Raw genomic sequence first — 19,973 nt, 5'->3', positions numbered from 1 at the left:
CTTATTGCTCCACGCCTTCAGGCTCGGCTTGCTGTTCAGTCAGGATTTCAATGGCAGGCGTGGCGTCGGGCTTGATCCACCAGGTGTTGATGCCCAGGTCATAAGTGGGCGAAACCTTCGGGTGGCCGATGTGGTTCCAGTAGGCCACGCGCCAGGTCTTGATGTGCCAGTTGGGGATCACGTAGTAGCCCCATTGCAGCACTCGGTCGAGCGCCCGGGCATGGGCCACCAGGCTTTTGCGTGAATCGGCGTTGATCAGGCCCTCGACCAGTTGATCGATGACCGGGTCCTTGAGGCCGATGGTGTTGCGGCTGCCGGGTTTGTCGGCGCTCTCGGACTTCCAGAACTCGCGCTGTTCATTGCCCGGCGAGCTGGACTGCGGGAAGCTGCCCACGATCATGTCGAAGTCCCGCGAGCGCACGCGGTTGATGTACTGCGAGACGTCGACCCGGCGGATCACCAGGTCGATCCCAAGGTCCGCCAGGTTGCGCTTGAACGGCAGCAGCACGCGCTCGAACTCGGTCTGGGCCAGCAGGAACTCGATGCTCACCGGCTTGCCAGTGGTGTCGACCATCTTGTCGTCGACGATCCGCCAGCCGGCCTCCTGCAGCAGTTGATAGGCGCGGCGCTGCTGGGCGCGGATCATGCCGCTGCCGTCGGACACCGAGTTCTCGAATGCCTCGCTGAACACCTGGGCCGGGAGCTGTTGGCGCAGTGGGTCGAGGATCGCCCGTTGTTCCGGGTCGGGCAGGCCGGTGGCGGCCATTTCCGAGTTTTCGAAATAGCTGCGGGTGCGGGTGTAGGCGCCGTTGAACAGCTGCTTGTTGGTCCACTCGAAGTCCAGCAGCAGGCTCAGGGCCTCGCGCACGCGTATGTCCTGGAAGAGCGGGCGACGCAGGTTGAACACAAAGCCCTGCATGCCGGTGGGGTTGCCGTTGGCGATCTGTTCCTTGATCAGCCGGCCTTCGGTGATGGCCGGGGTGTTGTAGGCGTTGGCCCAGTTCTTCGCGCTGATTTCCAGCCAGTAGTCGAACTGCCCCGCCTTGAGGGCTTCCAGGGCCACGGTGTTGTCGCGGTAGTAGTCGGTGGTCATGACATCGAAATTGAAGGAGCCGCGGTTGATCGGCAGGTCCTTGCCCCAGTAGTCCTTGACCCGCTCGTAGCGTACCGAGCGCCCGGCCTTGACCTGGGTGACCTGGTACGGCCCGCTGCCCAGCGGGATCTCCAGGTTGCCCTTGCTGAAGTCGCGGGTTTGCCACCAGTGCTTGGGCAGGACGGGCAGTTGGCCGAGGATCAGCGGCAGCTCGCGGTTACTGTGCTTGAACTTGAACAGCACGCGCAGCGGGTCCTCGACAATCACGTCGGTCACGTCGGCGTAGTAAATGCGGTACAGCGGCGAGCCGTCTTTGATCAGGGCCTGGAAGCTGAACTCGACGTCTTCGGCACGCACCGGCTGGCCATCGTGGAAGCGGGCTTCGGGGCGCAGGTAGAAACGCACCCAGGTGTTGTCCGGGGCCCGTTCGATCTTGCCGGCCAGCAGGCCGTATTCAGTGAAGGGTTCGTCCAGGCTCTGGCGGGCCAGGGTGTCGTAGACCAGGTCGATGTCGTTGGCCGGCACGCCTTTGCTGATGAACGGGTTGAGGCTGTCGAAGCCACCGAACCCGGCCTGGCGGAAGGTGCCGCCCTTGGGGGCCTGCGGGTTGACGTAGTCGAAGTGTTTGAAGTCGGCCGGGTACTTGGGCGGCTCGTCGTACAGGGTCAGGGCATGTTGCGGGGCGGCGTGGGCCACGCAGGCGATGCCGGTCAACACCAGACCCAGCAGGGTACGCAAGGACATCATTGGGCTTTCTCCGAAGTCTTCAGCCACCAGGCGTTCAACCCCAACGTGTAGGGCGGCGTGGTGACGAAGGCGAACCGGTTGCGGTACGCCAGGCGATGATAATTGATATACCAATTGGGGATGATGTAGTGCTGCCACAGCAGCACTCGGTCCAGTGCCCTGCCAGCCGCCAACTGTTCATCCCGTGAACGGGCCGCGAGCAGTTGCTCCAGCAGGTGGTCGACCACGGGGTTGGCGACACCCGCGTAGTTCTTGCTGCCCTTGACCTGGGCCTGGCTGGAGTGGAAGTACTGCCACTGCTCAAGGCCCGGGCTCAAGGTCTGGTCGAGGGTCATCAGGATCATGTCGAAGTCGAACTGATCCAGGCGTTGTTTGTATTGGGCCCGGTCCACGGTGCGCAGGTGGGCGTCGATGCCGATGCTGGCGAGGTTTTCGGTGTACGGCTGGAGGATGCGCTCCAGGTTCGGATTGACCAGCAGCAGTTCGAAGCGCAGCGGCTGCCCCGCAGCGTTTTGCAGGCGCTGGCCGTTGAGCTTCCAGCCGGCTTCGGCCAGCAGGCCGAGTGCCTCGCGCAGGGTGGCGCGGGGGATGCCCCGGCCGTTGGTCTGCGGCAGGCTGAAGGGGGCGGTAAACAGCTTGGCCGGCAATTGATTGCGGTAGGGCGAGAGCATCAGCCATTCGTGGCCGATGGGTAGGCCGCTGGCCGAGAATTCGCTGTTGGGGAAGTAACTCAAGGCCCGCTTGTAGGCGCCATTGAACAGCGCGCGATTGGTCCACTCGAAGTCGAACATCAGGCCCAGGGCCTGGCGCACCTTGTCGTCGTTGAAGATCGCGCGTCGGCTGTTCATGAACAGGCCCTGGGTCTGGGTGGGGATCTGGTGCTCGATCTGCGCCTTGATCACCTCGCCACGGCGCACCGCCGGGAAGTTGTAGCCATTGGCCCAGTTCTTGGCCTGGTGCTCAATGTAAATGTCGAATTCGCCGGCCTTGAAGGCTTCGAACGCCACGTCGCTGTCGCGGTAGAACTCGACTTCGACGCGATCATAGTTGTATTTGCCACGATTGACCGGCAGGTCCTTGCCCCAGTAATCCTTGACCCGCTCCAGCACCAGGCTGCGGCCCGGCTGCACCTGGGTAATGCGATACGGTCCGCTGCCCAGGGGCGGGGTGAAGGTCGTGGCCTTGAAGTCGCGGTCTTTCCAGTAGTGCTGTGGCAATACCGACAACTCGCCCAGGCGCAGGATCAGCAGCGGGTTGCCGGCGCGCTTGAACACAAAGCGGATGCGCAGCGGGTTGAGAATGTCGACCCGCTGCACTTCCTGCAGGCTGGTGCGGTATTGCGGGTGGCCTTGCTTGAGCAACAGGCGGTAGGAAAAGGCGACATCGGCGGCGGTAATCGGCGTGCCATCGTGAAAGCGTGCTTCGGGGCGCAGGTTGAACACCACCCAACTGCGGTCTTCGCTGTACTCCACCGATTGGGCGATCAGGCCATAGCTGGCGGCCGGCTCGTCGCCCGAGGGCGCATATTGGCCGGTGCCGACCATCAAGGGCTCGTTCAGTTCATTGATGCCGTATTGCGCGAAGTTGGCGGTGGACACCGGGCTGGTGCCCTTGAAGGTGTAGGGGTTGAGCGTATCGAAGGTGCCAAATGCCATGACCCGCAAGGTGCCGCCCTTGGGCGCTTGCGGGTTTACCCAGTCGAAGTGGGTGAATTTGGCTGGGTACTTGAGGGTGCCGAACTGCGCATAACCATGGCTTTCGCTGATCGTCGCGCTTGCGGGGAAGCTCAAGGCCAGACTGATTAGGAGCAGGAGGAGACGCATGACGTCAGGGATCCGATCCAGGCGGCTTGGGCTTAGTGGATCGTACAGTAACAGCTTGTCTGGGCAGGAAAAAGGTGGCGCCTGAAAGCTTGTTGCGCCTTGCCTCAGGCTGCTAGGCGCGGCTTTGCTCTTTGTGGGAGCGAACCTGCTCGCGAAGGCGGTGTATCAGCCACTAACCGCATCGACTGAACGGGCGCTATCGCGAGCAGGCTCGCTCTCACAGGTGGTTGGTGGTCTCGCAGGCGGTATTAATGCGGCGAGTAGACCGTCAGCATCTGCCCTGGCTTGAGGGCCTGGCCAACGCGAGGATTCCAGCGCTTGAGGTGTTGCATCTCGACGTTGAACCGCTTGGCCACCATGTACAGCGAGTCGCCTTGCTTGACCTTGTACTGGGTCTGCTTCTTGCTGTTGGCCGCCACCACGGTGTTGACGCGTCCGCTGGTGCGCTTGCGGGTGTCTTGCATCACCAGGGTCTGGCCAACCTTGAGGTCCTTGCCGGTCAGTTGGTTCCAGTGTTGCAGGTCCTTGACGTTGACCTTGTTGGCCTTGGCGATGGACGTCAGGTTGTCACCGCGCTTGACCCGGTAGCTGCGCTTGGCCGAGGTCAGTTGAGGGGTGTTGGAACCTTCGAACACCGGCTTGAACGCGCGCTTGCTGATCAGGTCTTCCGGCTTCATGGTCGACAGGCTGGCGGTCAACAGCTGCGCCTTGGACGTCGGCACCAGCAAATGCTGGGGGCCATCGATGGTGGTGCGTTGCTTGAAGGCCGGGTTGAGCTGGAACAGTTCGTCTTCGTCGATGTTGGCCACCGCGGCGACCTTGGACAGGTCCATGCGCTGGTTGATTTCGACGACTTGGAAGTACGGTTCGTTGGCGATCGGGTTGAGGTTCACCCCGTAGGCTTCTGGCGACAGCACCACTTGCGACAGGGCCAGCAGCTTGGGCACGTAGGCCTGGGTCTCGGCGGGCAGCGGCAGGTTCCAGTAGTCGGTGGGCAGGCCGAGCTTCTCGTTACGCTCGATGGCCCGGCTGACGGTGCCTTCGCCGGCGTTGTAGGCGGCCAGGGCCAGCAACCAATCGCCGTTGAACATGTCATGCAGGCGAGTCAGGTAGTCCAGCGCCGCGGTCGTGGACGCCGTAATGTCGCGGCGACCATCATAGAAACGGGTTTGCCGCAGGTTGAAGTAGCGCCCGGTGGACGGGATGAACTGCCACAGGCCCGAGGCGTTGGCCGGTGAGTAGGCCATTGGATTGTAGGAGCTTTCAATCACGGGCAGCAGGGCCAGTTCCTGCGGCATGTTGCGTTCTTCGAGACGTTCGACGATGTAATGAATGTACAGGCTGCCGCGTTCGCTGGCGCTTTCAAGCACGCGCGGGTTGCTGACGAACCACAGGCGCTGTTGCTCGATGCGTGGGTTCACGCCCAGCCCGTCCTGCAATTGATAGCCTTGGCGCATGCGCTCCCAGACGTCCTGCGGGACTTCCGGGCTGGGTTTTTCGCTGAGCCAGATCGGCTTTTGCTTGGCGCGGGTGGCGAGGGTGTGGGTCGCGTCGGTTTGCGGCGCCTGGCCAGTCGTGCTGCAGCCCGCCAGGATCGCGGACACAGCCACCGCGATGGCTTGAGCCAGGCGGGTCAATGCGTCTGAATGGATAGATTTACGAATAGATGACGACATTGGCTGGAAGTAAGTTCCGGGCAAAAATGTCGGGCGATTCTAGAAAGCGCACCCCCTGCGGTCAACCACTCAGAATTTTTGGGCCAAGGGTGGCCCTGCTTAGAACCTATCCTTCCAAGCCCGCAGAGCCGCAAAGACCTCACCCGGAGCCCGGTTATCGGTGCCTTCCCGTTCGTCTATTTTTTGTTTAACAGATGTTTCACCGGTACGCAGGAAGGGGTTGGTCAGCTTCTCCAGGGCCACGGTCGAGGGCAATGAGATGTGCCCGTCTTCGCGTAACTGGGAAACCTTCTTGAACCGTTCGGCAATATCGGCGTTGTCCGGCTCCACGGCAACGGCGAAGCGCAAGTTACTCAAGGTGTATTCGTGGGTGCAGTACACCAGCGTGTCTTCGGGCAGCGCAGCCAGACGGCTCAAGGAGTGATGCATTTGTGCTGGCGTACCCTCGAACAGGCGCCCGCAGCCGGCGGCAAACAGGGTGTCGCCACAGAACAGCAGGCCATGGTGGTAATACGCGATGTGCCCCAGGGTGTGACCGGGCACCGCAATGACCTCGAACTCGCAGCCGAGTATGCTGGCGCGGTCGTTATCGTTCAGGGCGATGTCGCGCCCCGGGATGTGTTCATTGGCGGGGCCGTAGACCTTGGCGCCCGTCGCTTGTTTAAGCTGTTCGACGCCACCGACGTGATCAGCGTGATGGTGAGTAATCAGAATGTCGCTCAGTCGCCACTGTGGATGTTGCGCCAGCCAGGCCTGCACCGGGGCGGCGTCACCCGGATCGACCACGGCGCAGCACTGGCTGTGATGATCCTGTAACAACCAGATGTAGTTGTCGGTGAAGGCGGGAAGGGCACTGATCTGTATCATCGCGGGATTCGCCAAGAAGAAAACAATGGCGCATCTTAGAGCTTCTTGGCGAGTTGGAGAATGCAATGACCGATAAAGCGTTCGCTCAGGCAGATCCGGACTGGCTCGCACTGATTGGCGCAGCCCGTGAGTGGCTATCAGGTCCGGTCGGCCAATGTTTACTCAATGAAGAACGGCGCATGCTCGAAGACGAGTTGGGGCGGTTCTTCGGCGGTTACCTGGTGCATTACGGCCCGTCCGCCGAAACCCCGCCTGCCGCGCCGCAAGTGCAGCGCAATGTGCGGCTCGGGGCACCGTTGCCGGGGGTCGAGATCGTCTGCGAGGAGCAGGCCTGGCCCCTGAGCGAGCACGCCGCCGATGTGGTGGTGATGCAACATGGGCTGGATTTCTGCCTGTCGCCCCATGGCCTGCTGCGCGAAGCAGCCAGCGCCGTGCGTCCCGGCGGGCATTTGCTGATCATTGGCATCAACCCCTGGAGCACCTGGGGCCTGCGCCATGTGTTCGCCCAGGATGCCTTGCGCCAGGCACGGTGCATTTCCCCCTCGCGGGTCGCTGACTGGCTCAACCTGCTGGGCTTTGCGCTGGAGAAACGCCGCTTCGGATGCTATCGTCCGCCGCTCGCGTCCCCGGCCTGGCAAGCACGCTTGAGCGGCTGGGAACGCAAGGCCGGTGACTGGCAACTGTCCGGCGGTGGCTTCTATCTATTGGTGGCGCGCAAGATTGTCGTGGGTTTGCGCCCGGTCCGCCAAACGGCCCGCGCGCCGATGGGCAAGCTGATTCCGTTGCCGATGGCCAAGGTCAATCGCCGCGACAGCAAGCAATAACATTTTAATTTCCCCGGCCGGGCTCTCCCGGCCTCGGGCGTTGTCGGTCCCGCACCGGCAAGCCACAGACTTTTCTGGATAGATTGGCATGAGCGATAGCGTAGAACTCTTCACCGACGGCGCCTGCAAGGGCAACCCGGGCCCCGGCGGCTGGGGTGCACTGCTGGTGTGCAAGGGCGTTGAAAAAGAGTTGTGGGGCGGCGAGGCCAATACCACGAACAACCGCATGGAGCTGATGGGCGCGATTCGTGGCCTGGAGGAGCTCAAGCGCAGGTGCGACGTGCTGCTGGTGACCGACTCACAGTACGTGATGAAGGGCATCAACGAGTGGATGGTCAACTGGAAGAAGCGCGGCTGGAAAACCGCCGCGAAAGAGCCGGTGAAGAACGCTGATTTGTGGAAGTTGTTGGATGAGCAGGTCAATCGCCACAACGTGACCTGGAAGTGGGTGCGTGGGCACATTGGTCACCCGGGCAACGAGCGGGCTGACCAACTGGCTAACCGTGGTGTGGATGATGTGCGGGGTTACAAGCAGGATTGAAGGCGCTGCGCGGCCTGGCCCCTCAGGTGTTGTATTCGATCCGAGTGAACCTGATCCTTCAGCACGCCGCGGACGCGGGTGCTGTGCAGGCTACCGACCAGCAGCAATGCAACCGGCAGGGCAACAAAGGGCGAGGTGGTGGTCATGAGGTGTTGGGTTCCGGGGCGGGAATGCTGGAGCGCACCTTATCAATCGACCCGCCCGGCATCTTTATCAGCTTTACCAACGATTGTTAAAAGCTGCGCAGTGCCTCGATCATCTGCAGGCAGTGTTTGAGTCCCGGCGAGACGTCGCCCACTCGTTGGCTGAGGATGATCGGCGAGGTGGCGTTGCTTTCCAGTACCGGGGTGAAGCCGATGTCATCGCGGTGCAGCAGTTGCACCGAGGCCGGGACCAGGGTCACGCCGATGCCGGCACCCACCAGGCCGATGGCGGTCTGCAATTCGTTGGTCCATTGCGCCACCTTGATGCTCACCCCGTAGGACTCGAACAGCGCGATCACGTGGTCGGCGTAGCTGGGGCGCGGATTGCCGGGGTAGAGTACAAAGGGTTCGTTGGCCAGTTCGGTGAGGCTGATAGGGCGCCCCAGCAATGGGTGACCACTGGGCAACGCCGCCACCAACCGGTCCTCGTTGAGTACGGTCTGGATGATGGCCGGGTCATCGATACGAATCCGTCCAAACCCCACGTCGATCCGTCCCGCCTTGAGCGCCTGCACCTGTTGCAGGGTGGTCAGCTCCGACAGGCCCAGCTCCAACTCCAGTGTTTCGTTGCTGCGCAGCCGACGAATCAGCTCCGGCAGCACCCCATACAGGGTCGACGGGGCAAAGCCGATGCCCAGCCAGGTCTTCTCGCCGAGGCCGATGCGCCGGGTGTTGTCGCAGACCTTGTTCAGTTGCTCCAGCAGTGCCGTGGAGTGCTCCAGAAAGAATCGCCCGGCATCGGTCAGGCGCAACGGCCGACCGCGTTCCAGCAAGATCACGCCAAGCTCGTCTTCCAACTGCTGGATCTGCCGGCTCAGCGGTGGCTGGGCGATGTGCAGGCGCTCGGCGGCACGGGTGAAATTGAGGGTTTGCCCCAGTACTTGGAAGTAACGCAGATGACGCAGCTCCATGAGCCCTCCACCGTCGACGGTCATAAATACCTTAAAGGTATCGATCCAGACCAATTCTATATTGGAACCTTAAAAAAAGCCGTATGAGAATCCGTCCTAGAACTTCAAGAACCTGACGGGTATGGAAATGCTTTCTTCTGCCATTGAATCGATCGAGACGATCATCGTCGATCTGCCGACCATCCGCCCGCACAAGCTGGCCATGCACACCATGCAGAACCAGACCCTGGTGATCATCCGTGTGCGCTGCGCCGATGGTATCGAAGGCATCGGTGAGTCGACCACCATCGGTGGCCTGGCCTACGGCAATGAAAGCCCGGACAGCATCAAGACCAACATTGACCAACATTTCACCCCGCTGCTGCTGGGCCAGGACGCGTGCAACATCAACGCGGCCATGCAGCGCCTGGATCGCAGCATTCGTGGCAACACCTTTGCCAAGTCCGGTGTCGAGACCGCGTTGCTCGACGCCCAGGGCAAGCGCCTTGGCCTGCCGGTCAGCGAACTGCTGGGTGGACGGGTACGTGATTCGTTGCCGGTGGCCTGGACCCTGGCCAGTGGCGACACCGCCAAGGACATCGCCGAAGCCGAGAAAATGCTCGACCTGCGCCGTCACCGCATCTTCAAGCTGAAGATCGGCGCCGGTGAAGTCGACCGTGACCTGGCCCACGTGATTGCGATCAAGAAAGCCCTGGGCGACCGTGCCAGCGTGCGGGTCGACGTCAACCAGGCCTGGGATGAGGCCGTGGCCGTGCGTGCCTGCCGCATTCTGGGGACGAACGGCATCGACCTGATCGAGCAGCCGATGTCGCGCAACAACCGCTCCGGTATGGTGCGCTTGAATGCCATCAGCCCGGCGCCAATCATGGCCGATGAGTCCATCGAGTGTGTCGAGGATGCCTTCAACCTGGCCCGCGAAGGTGCGGCCTCGGTGTTTGCCCTGAAGATCGCCAAGAACGGTGGCCCGCGTGCGGTGCTGCGGACGGCGGCGATTGCCGAGGCAGCGGGGATCGCGCTCTATGGCGGTACCATGCTCGAAGGCGGGGTTGGCACGCTGGCGTCGGCCCACGCGTTCCTGACCCTGAACAAACTGAGCTGGGACACCGAGCTGTTCGGCCCGCTGCTGTTGACCGAGGACATCCTTGTTGAAGCGCCGGTGTACCGCGACTTCCACCTGCATGTTTCCCGCGAGCCGGGCCTTGGCCTGAGTCTGGACGAGGAGCGCCTGGCGTTCTTCCGTCGTGATAAAACCGCTACCGCCACTCATTTCGCCTGAGGAGAAACGCATGTTGTTCCACGTAAAAATGACCGTGAACCTGCCGGTCGACATGAATCCCGAGCAGTCCGCCAAGCTCAAGGCTGATGAAAAGGCCCTCGCCCAGCGCCTGCAAGAGCAGGGCAAGTGGCGGCACCTGTGGCGCATCGCCGGGTTGTACGCCAACTACAGCGTGTTCGACGTCGACAGTGTGCAGGAACTGCATGACCTGCTGATGCAATTGCCGCTTTATCCGTACATGGCTATCGAAGTGAGCGCGATGTGCAGGCATCCTTCCTCGATTCATGAGGACGATCGCTGAGCCGTTGTTGCTTGTTACGTACTCCAATAACTACAAGATGAGGATCCAATCATGACCGTCAAGATTTCCCATACTGCCGACGCCCAGAAGTTTCTCGAAGAAGCCAGCGGCCTGCACAACGATGCCGGCAACCCGCGCGCCAAGGCGCTGATCCACCGCATCCTGCGTGACTCGGTGAACATCATCGAAGAGATGGCTGTGACCCCGGAAGAGTTCTGGAAGGCCGTCAACTACCTCAACGTGCTGGGCACGCGCCAGGAAGCCGGTCTGCTGGTGGCCGGCCTTGGCCTGGAACACTACCTGGACTTGCTGATGGACGCCGAAGACGAGCAGGTCGGCAAGTCCGGCGGCACGCCGCGCACCATCGAAGGCCCGCTGTATGTGGCCGGCGCGCCGCTGTCCGACGGCTTCGCACGCCTGGATGACGGCGTTGACCCGGGCGTGGTGCTGTTCATGCAGGGCCAGGTCAAGAACACCGATGGTGCGCCACTGGCTGGCGCGATCGTCGATGTGTGGCATGCCAACACCGGCGGCACCTACTCGTACTTCGATGGCAGCCAGTCGGAATTCAACCTGCGCCGCCGTATCGTCACCGATGCCGAAGGCCGCTATCGCTTCAAGAGCATCGTGCCGTCGGGCTACGGCTGCCCACCGGACGGTCCAACCCAGCAACTGCTCGACCAACTGGGCCGCCACGGCCAGCGTCCGGCGCACATCCACTTCTTCATCTCGGCAGACGACCATCGCCACCTGACCACCCAGATCAACCTGGATGGCGATGAGTACCTGCACGATGACTTCGCCTATGCGACCCGCGACGAGTTGATCGCCAAGATCACCTTCAGCGACGACCAGCAGCGCGCAGCGGCCCATGGCGTGACCGGGCGCTTTGCCGAGATCGAGTTCGATTTCACCCTGCAGTCCTCGGCGCAGCCGCAAGAGCAGCAGCGTATCGAGCGGGTTCGCGCACTGGAAGACTGATTCCAGGCGAGAATCGAGCCACGAGATAGCCAATTGGTTATCTCGTGGCTTTGCGCTGTGTAGAATGCCCAGGCCTGATTTGCCTGAGCAGGGCGCCACGAGCAGCCCTGCGCAGCCTATAAAAATAATGAGAGTGACCGGTATGCAAGCGCATCTCTTGAGTGAGCGCAGCAGTGTATTTGCGCAGGCCGACCCCTATGCGGTGTCGGGTTACGTCAATCAGCACGTGGGTAACCACTGTATTCGCCTGCCCAAGAGTGGCAGCCCGCAGGCCAGTCTCAGCCACAGCAAGTTCGCCAGTCTTGACCTGTGCCGTATCAGCTATGGTGGCAGCGTGCGGGTCACCTCGCCGGCGCTGGAGAGCATTTTTCACCTGCAGGTGCTGCTCAAGGGCAACTGCCTGTGGCGCGGGCACAAGCAGGAGCACTACTTCGCCCCCGGCGAGTTGTTGCTGATCAACCCGGATGATCCGGTGGACCTGACCTATTCCGACGACTGCGAAAAATTCATCCTGAAAATGCCCGCCAGCCTCCTGGAGTCGGTGTGCCAGGACCAGCGCTGGCTGCATCCAGGGCAGGGCGTGCGTTTTCTGGAGAACCGCTACCAGCTCAATGAGCTGGAAGGTTTCGTCAACCTGCTGGGCATGATCTGCCAGGAGGCCGAGGCCAGCCAGAGCATGCCGCGCATCCAGGAGCATTACGCGCAGATCATCGTCAGCAAGATGCTCAGCCTGATGAAAACCAACGTCCGGCGCACCGAGCTGGGCTCCAGTTCGGCGAACTTCGAGCTGATCGCCGACTACATCGAACACAATCTCAAGCAGGACATTTGCAGCGAAGAACTGGCGCGCCAGGCGCAAATGAGCCTGCGTTCGCTCTACAGCCTGTTCGAGCGCAATGTCGCGACCACGCCGAAGAACTACATCCGCCAAAAGAAGCTGGAGCGGGTCAAGGCCTGCCTGGTCGATCCGACCTGCACGGTGCGCAACGTCACCGAACTGGCCATGGATTATGGCTTCCTGCACCTGGGAAGGTTCTCCGAAAGCTACCGCAAGCAGTTTGGCGAGTTGCCGTCCGACACCCTCAAGCGCCGGCATTGACACGCTGTGCAGGCCCCTCCCTTTTTTGTGGGAGCGAGCCTGCTCGCGAAAGCGGTGTGTCAGTCAACAAGGATGCTGAACGTATAGCCGCCTTCGCGAGCGGGCTCGCTCCCACAGGGTGAGAAGCTATGCCTGAAGGCTTTGCACAAAACGGATAGTGATCTGCACGAAGCGGATATTGCCCCTCCATTGTCCGGCCTAGCATGGGCCTTGCCTGAATAAAAACAATGGAGGCGGCGGCCATGTCCCTGCGACCCGAATACCTTCACTCCCTGCTCGAAGATGACAAAGAACAGGGTCTGTACCGCTGCAAGCGCGAGATGTTTACCGATCCGCGCCTGTTCGACCTGGAGATGAAACACATCTTCGAAGGCAACTGGCTGTACCTCGCCCACGAGAGCCAGATCCCGAACAAAAACGACTTCTACACCACCACCATGGGCCGCCAGTCGATCTTCATTGCGCGCAACAAGGACGGTGAGCTCAACGCCTTCATCAACGCCTGCAGCCACCGTGGCGCGATGCTGTGCCGGCACAAGACCGGTAACAAGTCGTCCTACACCTGCCCGTTCCATGGCTGGACGTTCAACAACTCCGGCAAGCTGCTCAAGGTCAAAGACCCCTCGGCAGCGGGCTACCCGGCGAGCTTCAACTGTGAAGGCTCCCACGACCTGACCAAGGTCGCGCGTTTCGAATCCTACCGTGGCTTCCTGTTCGGCAGCCTCAAGGCGGACGTCGTGCCGTTGGTCGAGCACCTGGGTGAGTCGGCGAAGATCATCGACATGATCGTCGACCAGTCCGTCGATGGCCTGGAAGTCCTGCGTGGCTCCAGCAGCTACATCTACGAAGGCAACTGGAAGCTTACCGCCGAGAACGGCGCCGACGGCTACCACGTCAGCTCCGTGCACTGGAACTACGCCGCGACCCAGAACCAACGCAAGCAGCGCGAAGCCGGTGACGAGACGCCGACCATGAGCGCCGGCGGCTGGGCCAAGCAGGGCGGGGGCTTCTACTCCTTCGACAAGGGCCACATGCTGCTCTGGACCCGTTGGTCCAACCCCGAGGATCGTCCGCTCTACGAGCGCCGTGATGAACTGGCCCGCGACTTCGGCCAGGCCCGCGCCAACTGGATGATCGAAAACTCGCGCAACCTGTGCCTGTACCCCAACGTGTACCTGATGGACCAGTTCAGCTCGCAGATCCGGATCGCCCGGCCGATCTCGGTCAATCGCACGGAAATCACCATCTACTGCATCGCCCCCAAGGGTGAAAGCGACTCGGCCCGTTCGAGCCGGATCCGCCAGTACGAAGACTTCTTCAACGTCAGCGGCATGGCCACGCCCGACGACCTGGAAGAGTTCCGCTCCTGCCAGATGGGCTACATGGGCAGCACCAGCGCCTGGAACGACATGTCCCGCGGTGCCGAGCACTGGGTCGAGGGCGCTGACGAGGCGGCCAAGGAAATCGACCTGCACCCGCTGCTCAGCGGCGTGCGCACTGAAGACGAAGGTCTGTTCGTGCTGCAACACAAATATTGGCAGGAAACCATGCTCAAGGCCCTCGAAGCTGAGCAGTCGGCGTTGATCAAGGTGGAGGAACTGGCATGAGCATTACGTATGAAGCCGTGCGCGACTTCCTCTACCGCGAGGCGCGCTACCTCGACGACAAGGACTGGGACAACTGGCTGGAGCTGTACGCCGCCGACGCCAGCTTCTGGATGCCGTCCTGGGACGACAACGATGAGCTGACCGAAGACCCGCAGCGGGAAATCTCGCTGATCTGGTACGGCAACCGCACCGGCCTGGAAGACCGCATCTTCCGGATCAAGACCGAGCGCTCCAGCGCCAGCGTGCCGGACACCCGGACTTCCCACAACATCAGCAACATCGAGCTGATCGAACAAGCCGACGGCCAGTGCACGGTGCGCTTCAACTGGCACACCCTGAGCTTTCGCTACAAGACCGTCGACAGCTACTTCGGCACCAGCTTCTACACCCTCGATGTGCGCGGCGACAGCCCGCTGATCAAGGCCAAGAAAGTGATCCTGAAGAACGACTACGTTCGCCAGGTCATCGATGTTTACCACCTGTGAGGTCGGGGTCATGACTCATTCCATTGCGTTCAACTTTGAAGACGGCGTTACCCGCTTTGTCGATGCCAATCCGGGCGAGACCGTGGCCGATGCCGCGTACCGCCAGGGCATCAACATCCCACTGGACTGCCGCGACGGCGCCTGCGGCACCTGCAAGTGCTTTGCCGAAGCCGGGCGCTACGAGCTGGGTGACGAGTACATCGAAGACGCACTGACCAGCGACGAGGCCGAACAGGGCTTCGTGCTGACCTGCCAGATGCGCGCCTTGAGCGACTGCGTGGTGCGCGTGCCGGTGTCTTCGGACGTGTGCAAGACCCAGCAGGCCAGCTACAGCGCAGCGATCAGCCAGGTCCGGCAGCTGTCGGACAGCACCATCGCGCTGTCGATCAAGGGCGAGGCCCTGAGCAAGCTGGCGTTCCTGCCGGGGCAATACGTGAACCTCAGCGTGCCTGGCAGCGAACAGACCCGCGCCTATTCCTTCAGCTCGTTGCAGCGCGATGGCGAGGTCAGCTTCCTGATCCGCAATGTGCCCGGCGGCTTGATGAGCAGCTTCCTCACGGGCATGGCCAAGGCGGGCGACAGCATGAACCTGGCCGGTCCCCTGGGCAGCTTCTACCTGCGTGAGATCCAGCGTCCGCTGTTGCTGCTGGCCGGTGGCACCGGGTTGGCGCCGTTCACCGCGATGCTGGAAAAGATCGCCGACCAGGGCAGCGCGCATCCGCTGCACTTGATCTACGGCGTGACCAATGATTTTGACTTGGTGGAACTCGATCGCCTGCAAGACCTGGCGGCCCGCATCCCCAACTTCAGCTTCAGCGCCTGTGTGGCCAACCCCGACAGCGTCCACCCGCTCAAGGGCTACGTGACCCAGCACATCGAGCCCAAGCACCTGAACGAAGGCGACGTCGACGTCTACCTCTGCGGCCCGCCGCCGATGGTCGAGGCGGTGAGCCAGTACATTCGCGAACAGGGGATTGCGCCGAAGAACTTCTACTACGAGAAATTTGCTGCCAGTGCGGCGTAAAGGACTTCGATGTCGACACAGTCCCTTGTGGGAGCGGGCTTGCCCGCGAAGGCGTCAGCACAGCCAGCATTAATGTTGAAGGTACTGGCCTCTTCGCGGGCAAGCCCGCTCCCACAGGGATTTGTGCCATGGCAAGTGTTAGCGCTACACAGGTTGAGGGATTGAAATGCACAGATTCGAGAACAAAGTCGCGCTGATCACTGGCGCGGCCCAGGGCATTGGCCGGCGCGTGGCCGAGCGCATGGCTGCCGAAGGCGCACGGCTGGTGCTGGTCGACCGCTCCGAGTTGGTGTTCGAGTTGCAGGCGCTGCTGGGCGAGCACGCCCAAGTGCTGACCCTGACGGCTGATCTTGAGCAGTACGCCGAATGCAACCGGGTGATGCAGGCCGCTGTCGAGCGCTTTGGCCGGCTCGACATCCTGGTCAACAACGTCGGTGGCACCATCTGGGCCAAACCGTTCGAGCACTACCAGGAACATGAGATCGAAGCCGAAGTCCGCCGCTCGCTGTTCCCGACCCTGTGGTGCTGCCATGCGGCGTTGCCGTTCATGCTGGAGCAGGGCAGTGGGTCGATCGTCAACGTCTCGTCGATTGCCACCCGCAGTGTCAACCGAGTGCCCTATGGCGCGGCGAAGGGCGGGGTCAATGCCCTGACCGCGTGCCTGGCCTTCGAAACCGCCGAGCGCGGAGTGCGGGTCAACGCCACTGCCCCAGGCGGCACCGAAGCCCCGCCACGGCGTATTCCGCGCAACAGCGCCGAGCAGAGCCCCGAGGAGAAGGTCTGGTACCAACAAATCGTCGATCAGACCGTCGACAGCACGCTGATGAAACGCTACGGCACCATCGACGAACAGGTCGAGCCGATCCTGTTCCTGGCCTCCGACGATGCGGCCTACATCACCGGCCTGGTGATGCCCGTGGGCGGCGGTGACCAGGGCTGATCCCCGGTCGTTGAGCCCGCATACACAAAATGGGTTGAGCCCAAGGAGCGAGGCTTGCCCGCGAACCGGCCAGTCCATCCAACATCAATGTCGTCAGGTTTACCGCCTTCGCGGGCAAGCCTCGCTCAAGGAATCCGGGCCTGACACGGGATGGGTGTTCACCGTGGACCAGGGTGGGAGCGGGCTTGCCCGCGAAGGCGGTGGGTCTGTCGATGATGTTGTTGGCTGTGCCGGCCTCTTCGCGGGCAAGCCCGCTCCCACAGGGTCCTGCTTAGCCCCCAGGCATTGGCTGAGCCGCTTCGCGCTCTGTGTTAACATCGCCGCCTTACGCAAAACGTTACGTTCAAGGGGTGTACACAGATGGCTCAGAGGATGGTGGTGCTCGACACCGAAACCACCGGCATGCCGGTGACCGACGGCCACCGGATCATCGAGATCGGTTGCGTCGAGTTGATCGGTCGACGCCTGACGGGCCGGCACTTCCACGTCTATCTGCAACCTGACCGGGAAAGTGACGAGGGCGCGATTGGCGTCCACGGCATCACCAACGAGTTCCTGGTGGGCAAGCCGCGCTTTGCCGAAGTGGCCGATGAGTTCTTCGAATTCATCAAGGGCGCGCAGTTGATCATCCACAACGCGGCGTTCGACGTTGGCTTCATCAACAACGAATTCGCGCTGATGGGCCAGCACGAGCGGGCGGACATCACCCAGCACTGCTCGATCCTCGACACCTTGCTGATGGCCCGTGAGCGTCACCCCGGGCAGCGCAACAGCCTCGACGCCTTGTGCAAGCGCTACGGCGTCGACAACTCCGGCCGTGAACTGCACGGCGCCTTGCTCGACTCCGAGATCCTCGCCGACGTCTACCTGACCATGACCGGTGGCCAGACCAGCCTGTCGCTGGCGGGCAATGCGTCCGACGGCAATGGCGCGGGCGATGGTTCGGGCAGCCAGGGTAGCGAAATCCGCCGCCTGCCGGCCGACCGCACCCCGGCACGGATCATCCGCGCCAGCGAAGCGGAACTGGCCGAGCACCAGGTGCGCCTGGCGATCATCGCCAAGTCCGCCGGCGCCCCGGCACTGTGGACCCAACTGGCCGAGGCGCAAGAACAGGGTTAAACGTCTACCTCTTGTGGGCGCGAGCCCGCTCGCGAAAGCGGTCCGCCAACTGATTGATGGGCTGGCTGACACCCCGGTTTTCGCGAGCAGGCTCGCTCCCACAGGGGCATGCCTCCACTGTTGTTGATTGCGCGCTCGCGCTATAGGCCTGACCCCTCTACCCTGAGTGTATCGCCGTCTCAGGACACCCCGCCCCCATGTACAAAGACCTGAAGTTCCCGATCCTGATCGTTCATCGCGATATCAAGGCCGACACGGTCGCCGGTGATCGTGTTCGCGCCATTGCCAGGGAGTTGGAGCAGGAAGGTTTCAGTATCTTCTCGGCCACCGACTACGCCGAAGGGCGGCTGGTGGCGTCCACTCACCACGGCCTGGCCTGCATGTTGATTGCCGCTGAAGGCGCCGGGGAAAACACCCATTTGCTGCAGAACATGGTCGAGTTGATCCGCCTGGCCCGCCTGCGCGCGCCGAACCTGCCGATCTTCGCCCTGGGCGAGCAGGTCACCCTGGAAAACGCCCCGGCCGATGCCATGAGCGAGTTGAACCAGTTGCGCGGCATTCTTTATCTGTTCGAAGACACCGTGGCGTTCCTCGCCCGCCAAGTGGCCCGCGCCGCCCGCAGCTACCTTGATGGCCTGTTGCCGCCGTTTTTCAAGGCCCTGGTGCAGCACACGGCCGACTCCAACTATTCCTGGCACACCCCAGGGCATGGCGGCGGCGTGGCCTACCACAAAAGCCCAGTGGGGCAGGCGTTCCATCAGTTCTTTGGCGAGAATACCCTGCGTTCGGACTTGTCGGTGTCGGTGCCCGAACTGGGCTCGTTGCTGGACCACACCGGGCCACTGGCCGAAGCCGAGGCCAGGGCGGCGCGCAATTTTGGTGCCGACCATACGTTCTTCGTGATCAACGGCACCTCGACCGCCAACAAGATCGTCTGGCAGGCCATGGTCGCGCGTGACGACCTGGTGCTGGTGGACCGCAATTGTCACAAGTCGGTGCTGCACTCGATCATCATGACCGGGGCGATCCCGCTGTATTTGTGCCCGGAGCGCAATGAGCTGGGGATCATCGGCCCCATCCCCTTGAGTGAGTTCAGTCCCGCGTCGATCCGCGCCAAGATCGACGCCAGCCCGCTGACCCGTGGCCGCGAGCCGAAGGTCAAGCTGGCGGTGGTGACCAATTCGACCTACGACGGCCTGTGCTACAACGCCGAGCTGATCAAGCAAACCCTGGGCGACAGCGTTGAAGTCCTGCACTTCGACGAGGCCTGGTACGCCTACGCGGCGTTTCATGAGTTCTTCGCCGGGCGCTACGGCATGGGCACCACGCGCAGCGCGAGCAGCCCACTGGTGTTCACCACCCATTCCACCCATAAATTGCTCGCGGCGTTCAGCCAGGCGTCGATGATTCACGTGCAGGACGGCGGGGCGCGGCAACTGGACCGTGATCGCTTCAACGAGGCATTCATGATGCACATCTCGACCTCGCCGCAGTACAGCATCATTGCTTCCCTGGATGTGGCCTCGGCCATGATGGAAGGTCCGGCCGGACGCTCGCTGTTGCAGGAGATGTTTGACGAGGCCCTGAGCTTTCGCCGGGCGCTGGCGAACCTGCGCCAGCACATCGCGGCCGACGATTGGTGGTTCTCGATCTGGCAGTCGGCGCTGGTGGAAGGCATCGACCGGGTGGCCACGGCGGACTGGCTGTTGCAGCCAGGCACCGATTGGCATGGTTTCGGCGACATCGCCGAGGACTACGTGCTGCTCGACCCGATCAAAGTGACGCTGGTGATGCCCGGCCTCACGGCCAGCGGTGCGCTGAGCGAGCGCGGCATCCCGGCGGCGGTGGTCAGCAAATTCCTCTGGGAGCGTGGGCTGGTGGTGGAGAAGACCGGGCTCTATTCGTTCCTGGTGCTGTTTTCCATGGGCATTACCAAGGGCAAGTGGAGCACCCTGCTCACCGAGTTGCTGGAATTCAAACGCAGTTACGATGCCAACGTCAGTCTGGCCACCTGCCTGCCGTGCGTGGCGCAGCGCGACATGGCGCGTTATCAGGGCCTGGGCTTGCGTGACCTGTGTGACCAGTTGCACGCCTGTTACCGCAGCAACGCCACGGCCAAGCACCTCAAGCGCATGTACACCGTGCTGCCAGAGATCGCCATGAAACCGGCCGACGCCTACGACCACTTGGTGCGGGGCGAGGTGGAGGCGGTCGCCATCGATCAATTGCAGGGCCGCATCGCGGCGGTGATGCTGGTGCCGTACCCGCCGGGGATTCCGCTGATCATGCCGGGGGAACGCTTCACCGAGGCGACTCGTTCGATCATCGATTACCTGGTATTTGCCCGGACCTTTGACAGCAGTTTTCCGGGGTTCGTCGCCGATGTGCACGGCCTGCAACATGAAGGCGAGGGCGATGGGCGGTGTTACACCGTCGATTGCATCAAAGCATGAGGA

General features: G+C 62.2%; 18 protein-coding genes. 13 read left to right on the top strand and 5 right to left on the bottom strand.

The genetic code is table 11. The features are described from left to right. Position 1 precedes the first annotated feature (1 nt). The 4 genes from BMW74_RS16460 to gloB all read right to left on the bottom strand — a co-directional run bounded on the left by BMW74_RS16460 (position 2) and on the right by gloB (position 6,206). Positions 2–1,840, bottom strand: a complete 1,839-nt coding sequence (locus BMW74_RS16460) for an extracellular solute-binding protein (protein ID WP_093423393.1) — start codon at positions 1,838–1,840, stop codon at positions 2–4. Further along, on the bottom strand, positions 1,837–3,663 hold the full coding sequence (locus tag BMW74_RS16455) for an extracellular solute-binding protein (protein WP_093423389.1): 1,827 nt from the start codon (positions 3,661–3,663) through the stop codon (positions 1,837–1,839). Before BMW74_RS16455 ends, BMW74_RS16460 begins: the two co-directional genes overlap by 4 nt. 248 nt (positions 3,664–3,911) lie before the next feature. Further along, complete coding sequence (locus tag BMW74_RS16450) at positions 3,912–5,339, bottom strand: lytic transglycosylase domain-containing protein (RefSeq protein ID WP_093423386.1); 1,428 nt, start codon at positions 5,337–5,339, stop codon at positions 3,912–3,914. A 99-nt stretch (positions 5,340–5,438) separates the two neighbouring features. Next, positions 5,439–6,206, bottom strand: coding sequence for a hydroxyacylglutathione hydrolase (gene gloB / locus BMW74_RS16445; RefSeq protein WP_093423383.1), 768 nt, complete (start codon positions 6,204–6,206; stop codon positions 5,439–5,441). A gap of 65 nt (positions 6,207–6,271) precedes the next feature. On the opposite strand from gloB, the gene BMW74_RS16440 reads away from it, so the two are divergent. The 3 genes from BMW74_RS16440 to BMW74_RS16430 all read left to right on the top strand — a co-directional run bounded on the left by BMW74_RS16440 (position 6,272) and on the right by BMW74_RS16430 (position 7,807). Beyond that, positions 6,272–7,030, top strand: a complete 759-nt coding sequence (locus BMW74_RS16440) for a class I SAM-dependent methyltransferase (RefSeq protein WP_093423377.1) — start codon at positions 6,272–6,274, stop codon at positions 7,028–7,030. A gap of 88 nt (positions 7,031–7,118) precedes the next feature. After that, a complete protein-coding gene (rnhA, locus tag BMW74_RS16435) occupies positions 7,119–7,571 on the top strand; it encodes a ribonuclease HI (protein ID WP_093423370.1) in 453 nt (150 codons plus the stop codon). After that, positions 7,568–7,807, top strand: coding sequence for a hypothetical protein (locus BMW74_RS16430; protein WP_093423367.1), 240 nt, complete (start codon positions 7,568–7,570; stop codon positions 7,805–7,807). Before rnhA ends, BMW74_RS16430 begins: the two co-directional genes overlap by 4 nt. Here the strand turns inward: BMW74_RS16430 and BMW74_RS16425 are convergent. Then, on the bottom strand, positions 7,804–8,685 hold the full coding sequence (locus tag BMW74_RS16425) for a LysR family transcriptional regulator (protein WP_093423362.1): 882 nt from the start codon (positions 8,683–8,685) through the stop codon (positions 7,804–7,806). The genes BMW74_RS16430 and BMW74_RS16425 overlap by 4 nt on opposite strands. 127 nt (positions 8,686–8,812) lie before the next feature. On the opposite strand from BMW74_RS16425, the gene BMW74_RS16420 reads away from it, so the two are divergent. From BMW74_RS16420 to BMW74_RS16375, 10 genes are all read left to right on the top strand, one after another. After that, positions 8,813–9,961: a muconate cycloisomerase family protein gene (locus tag BMW74_RS16420; RefSeq protein WP_175479242.1), complete on the top strand. Its 1,149-nt coding sequence runs from the start codon at positions 8,813–8,815 to the stop codon at positions 9,959–9,961. Positions 9,962–9,971: 10 nt separating this feature from the next. After that, entirely contained in the window at positions 9,972–10,262 is a 291-nt protein-coding gene (gene catC / locus BMW74_RS16415) for a muconolactone Delta-isomerase (RefSeq protein ID WP_093423353.1), read from the top strand. Between the two features lie 51 nt (positions 10,263–10,313). Continuing rightward, on the top strand, positions 10,314–11,243 hold the full coding sequence (gene catA / locus BMW74_RS16410; RefSeq protein WP_093423349.1) for a catechol 1,2-dioxygenase: 930 nt from the start codon (positions 10,314–10,316) through the stop codon (positions 11,241–11,243). Between the two features lie 142 nt (positions 11,244–11,385). Continuing rightward, the gene (locus tag BMW74_RS16405; protein WP_093423346.1) at positions 11,386–12,342 is read left to right on the top strand and encodes an AraC family transcriptional regulator; all 957 of its coding nucleotides are present in this window, start codon (positions 11,386–11,388) and stop codon (positions 12,340–12,342) included. A 242-nt stretch (positions 12,343–12,584) separates the two neighbouring features. After that, entirely contained in the window at positions 12,585–13,949 is a 1,365-nt protein-coding gene (gene benA, locus BMW74_RS16400) for a benzoate 1,2-dioxygenase large subunit (protein WP_093424009.1), read from the top strand. Further along, a complete protein-coding gene (gene benB, locus BMW74_RS16395) occupies positions 13,946–14,434 on the top strand; it encodes a benzoate 1,2-dioxygenase small subunit (RefSeq protein WP_093423342.1) in 489 nt (162 codons plus the stop codon). The genes benA and benB overlap by 4 nt, the downstream gene beginning before the upstream one ends. Positions 14,435–14,444: 10 nt before the next feature. Next, positions 14,445–15,458: a benzoate 1,2-dioxygenase electron transfer component BenC gene (gene benC / locus BMW74_RS16390; RefSeq protein ID WP_093424005.1), complete on the top strand. Its 1,014-nt coding sequence runs from the start codon at positions 14,445–14,447 to the stop codon at positions 15,456–15,458. A gap of 166 nt (positions 15,459–15,624) precedes the next feature. Continuing rightward, positions 15,625–16,398, top strand: a complete 774-nt coding sequence (locus BMW74_RS16385; protein WP_093423338.1) for a 1,6-dihydroxycyclohexa-2,4-diene-1-carboxylate dehydrogenase — start codon at positions 15,625–15,627, stop codon at positions 16,396–16,398. 360 nt (positions 16,399–16,758) lie between these two features. After that, positions 16,759–17,517: a DNA polymerase III subunit epsilon gene (gene dnaQ, locus BMW74_RS16380; protein WP_093423333.1), complete on the top strand. Its 759-nt coding sequence runs from the start codon at positions 16,759–16,761 to the stop codon at positions 17,515–17,517. A 197-nt stretch (positions 17,518–17,714) separates the two neighbouring features. Beyond that, positions 17,715–19,970 (top strand): Orn/Lys/Arg family decarboxylase, encoded by a 2,256-nt coding sequence (locus BMW74_RS16375; RefSeq protein WP_093423329.1) that lies wholly within the window; start codon positions 17,715–17,717, stop codon positions 19,968–19,970. Positions 19,971–19,973 lie beyond the last annotated feature (3 nt).

The organism is Pseudomonas sp. ok272 (genome assembly GCF_900109995.1).
Lineage (GTDB): Bacteria > Pseudomonadota > Gammaproteobacteria > Pseudomonadales > Pseudomonadaceae > Aquipseudomonas.
Note: the sequence above shows the minus strand (reverse complement) of the source record. Positions and strands in the feature narration are given on the sequence as shown.

What these genes read in the sequence shown, in the direction of transcription:
- BMW74_RS16460 (WP_093423393.1), bottom strand. Translation starts at nt 1,840, where the DNA reads ATGATGTCCTTGCGTACCCTGCTGGGTCTGGTGTTGACCGGCATCGCC.
- BMW74_RS16455 (WP_093423389.1), bottom strand. Translation starts at nt 3,663, where the DNA reads ATGCGTCTCCTCCTGCTCCTAATCAGTCTGGCCTTGAGCTTCCCCGCA.
- BMW74_RS16450 (WP_093423386.1), bottom strand. Translation starts at nt 5,339, where the DNA reads ATGTCGTCATCTATTCGTAAATCTATCCATTCAGACGCATTGACCCGC.
- gloB (WP_093423383.1), bottom strand. Translation starts at nt 6,206, where the DNA reads ATGATACAGATCAGTGCCCTTCCCGCCTTCACCGACAACTACATCTGG.
- BMW74_RS16440 (WP_093423377.1), top strand. Translation starts at nt 6,272, where the DNA reads ATGACCGATAAAGCGTTCGCTCAGGCAGATCCGGACTGGCTCGCACTG.
- rnhA (WP_093423370.1), top strand. Translation starts at nt 7,119, where the DNA reads ATGAGCGATAGCGTAGAACTCTTCACCGACGGCGCCTGCAAGGGCAAC.
- BMW74_RS16425 (WP_093423362.1), bottom strand. Translation starts at nt 8,685, where the DNA reads ATGGAGCTGCGTCATCTGCGTTACTTCCAAGTACTGGGGCAAACCCTC.
- BMW74_RS16420 (WP_175479242.1), top strand. Translation starts at nt 8,813, where the DNA reads ATGCTTTCTTCTGCCATTGAATCGATCGAGACGATCATCGTCGATCTG.
- catC (WP_093423353.1), top strand. Translation starts at nt 9,972, where the DNA reads ATGTTGTTCCACGTAAAAATGACCGTGAACCTGCCGGTCGACATGAAT.
- catA (WP_093423349.1), top strand. Translation starts at nt 10,314, where the DNA reads ATGACCGTCAAGATTTCCCATACTGCCGACGCCCAGAAGTTTCTCGAA.
- BMW74_RS16405 (WP_093423346.1), top strand. Translation starts at nt 11,386, where the DNA reads ATGCAAGCGCATCTCTTGAGTGAGCGCAGCAGTGTATTTGCGCAGGCC.
- benA (WP_093424009.1), top strand. Translation starts at nt 12,585, where the DNA reads ATGTCCCTGCGACCCGAATACCTTCACTCCCTGCTCGAAGATGACAAA.
- benB (WP_093423342.1), top strand. Translation starts at nt 13,946, where the DNA reads ATGAGCATTACGTATGAAGCCGTGCGCGACTTCCTCTACCGCGAGGCG.
- benC (WP_093424005.1), top strand. Translation starts at nt 14,445, where the DNA reads ATGACTCATTCCATTGCGTTCAACTTTGAAGACGGCGTTACCCGCTTT.
- BMW74_RS16385 (WP_093423338.1), top strand. Translation starts at nt 15,625, where the DNA reads ATGCACAGATTCGAGAACAAAGTCGCGCTGATCACTGGCGCGGCCCAG.
- dnaQ (WP_093423333.1), top strand. Translation starts at nt 16,759, where the DNA reads ATGGCTCAGAGGATGGTGGTGCTCGACACCGAAACCACCGGCATGCCG.
- BMW74_RS16375 (WP_093423329.1), top strand. Translation starts at nt 17,715, where the DNA reads ATGTACAAAGACCTGAAGTTCCCGATCCTGATCGTTCATCGCGATATC.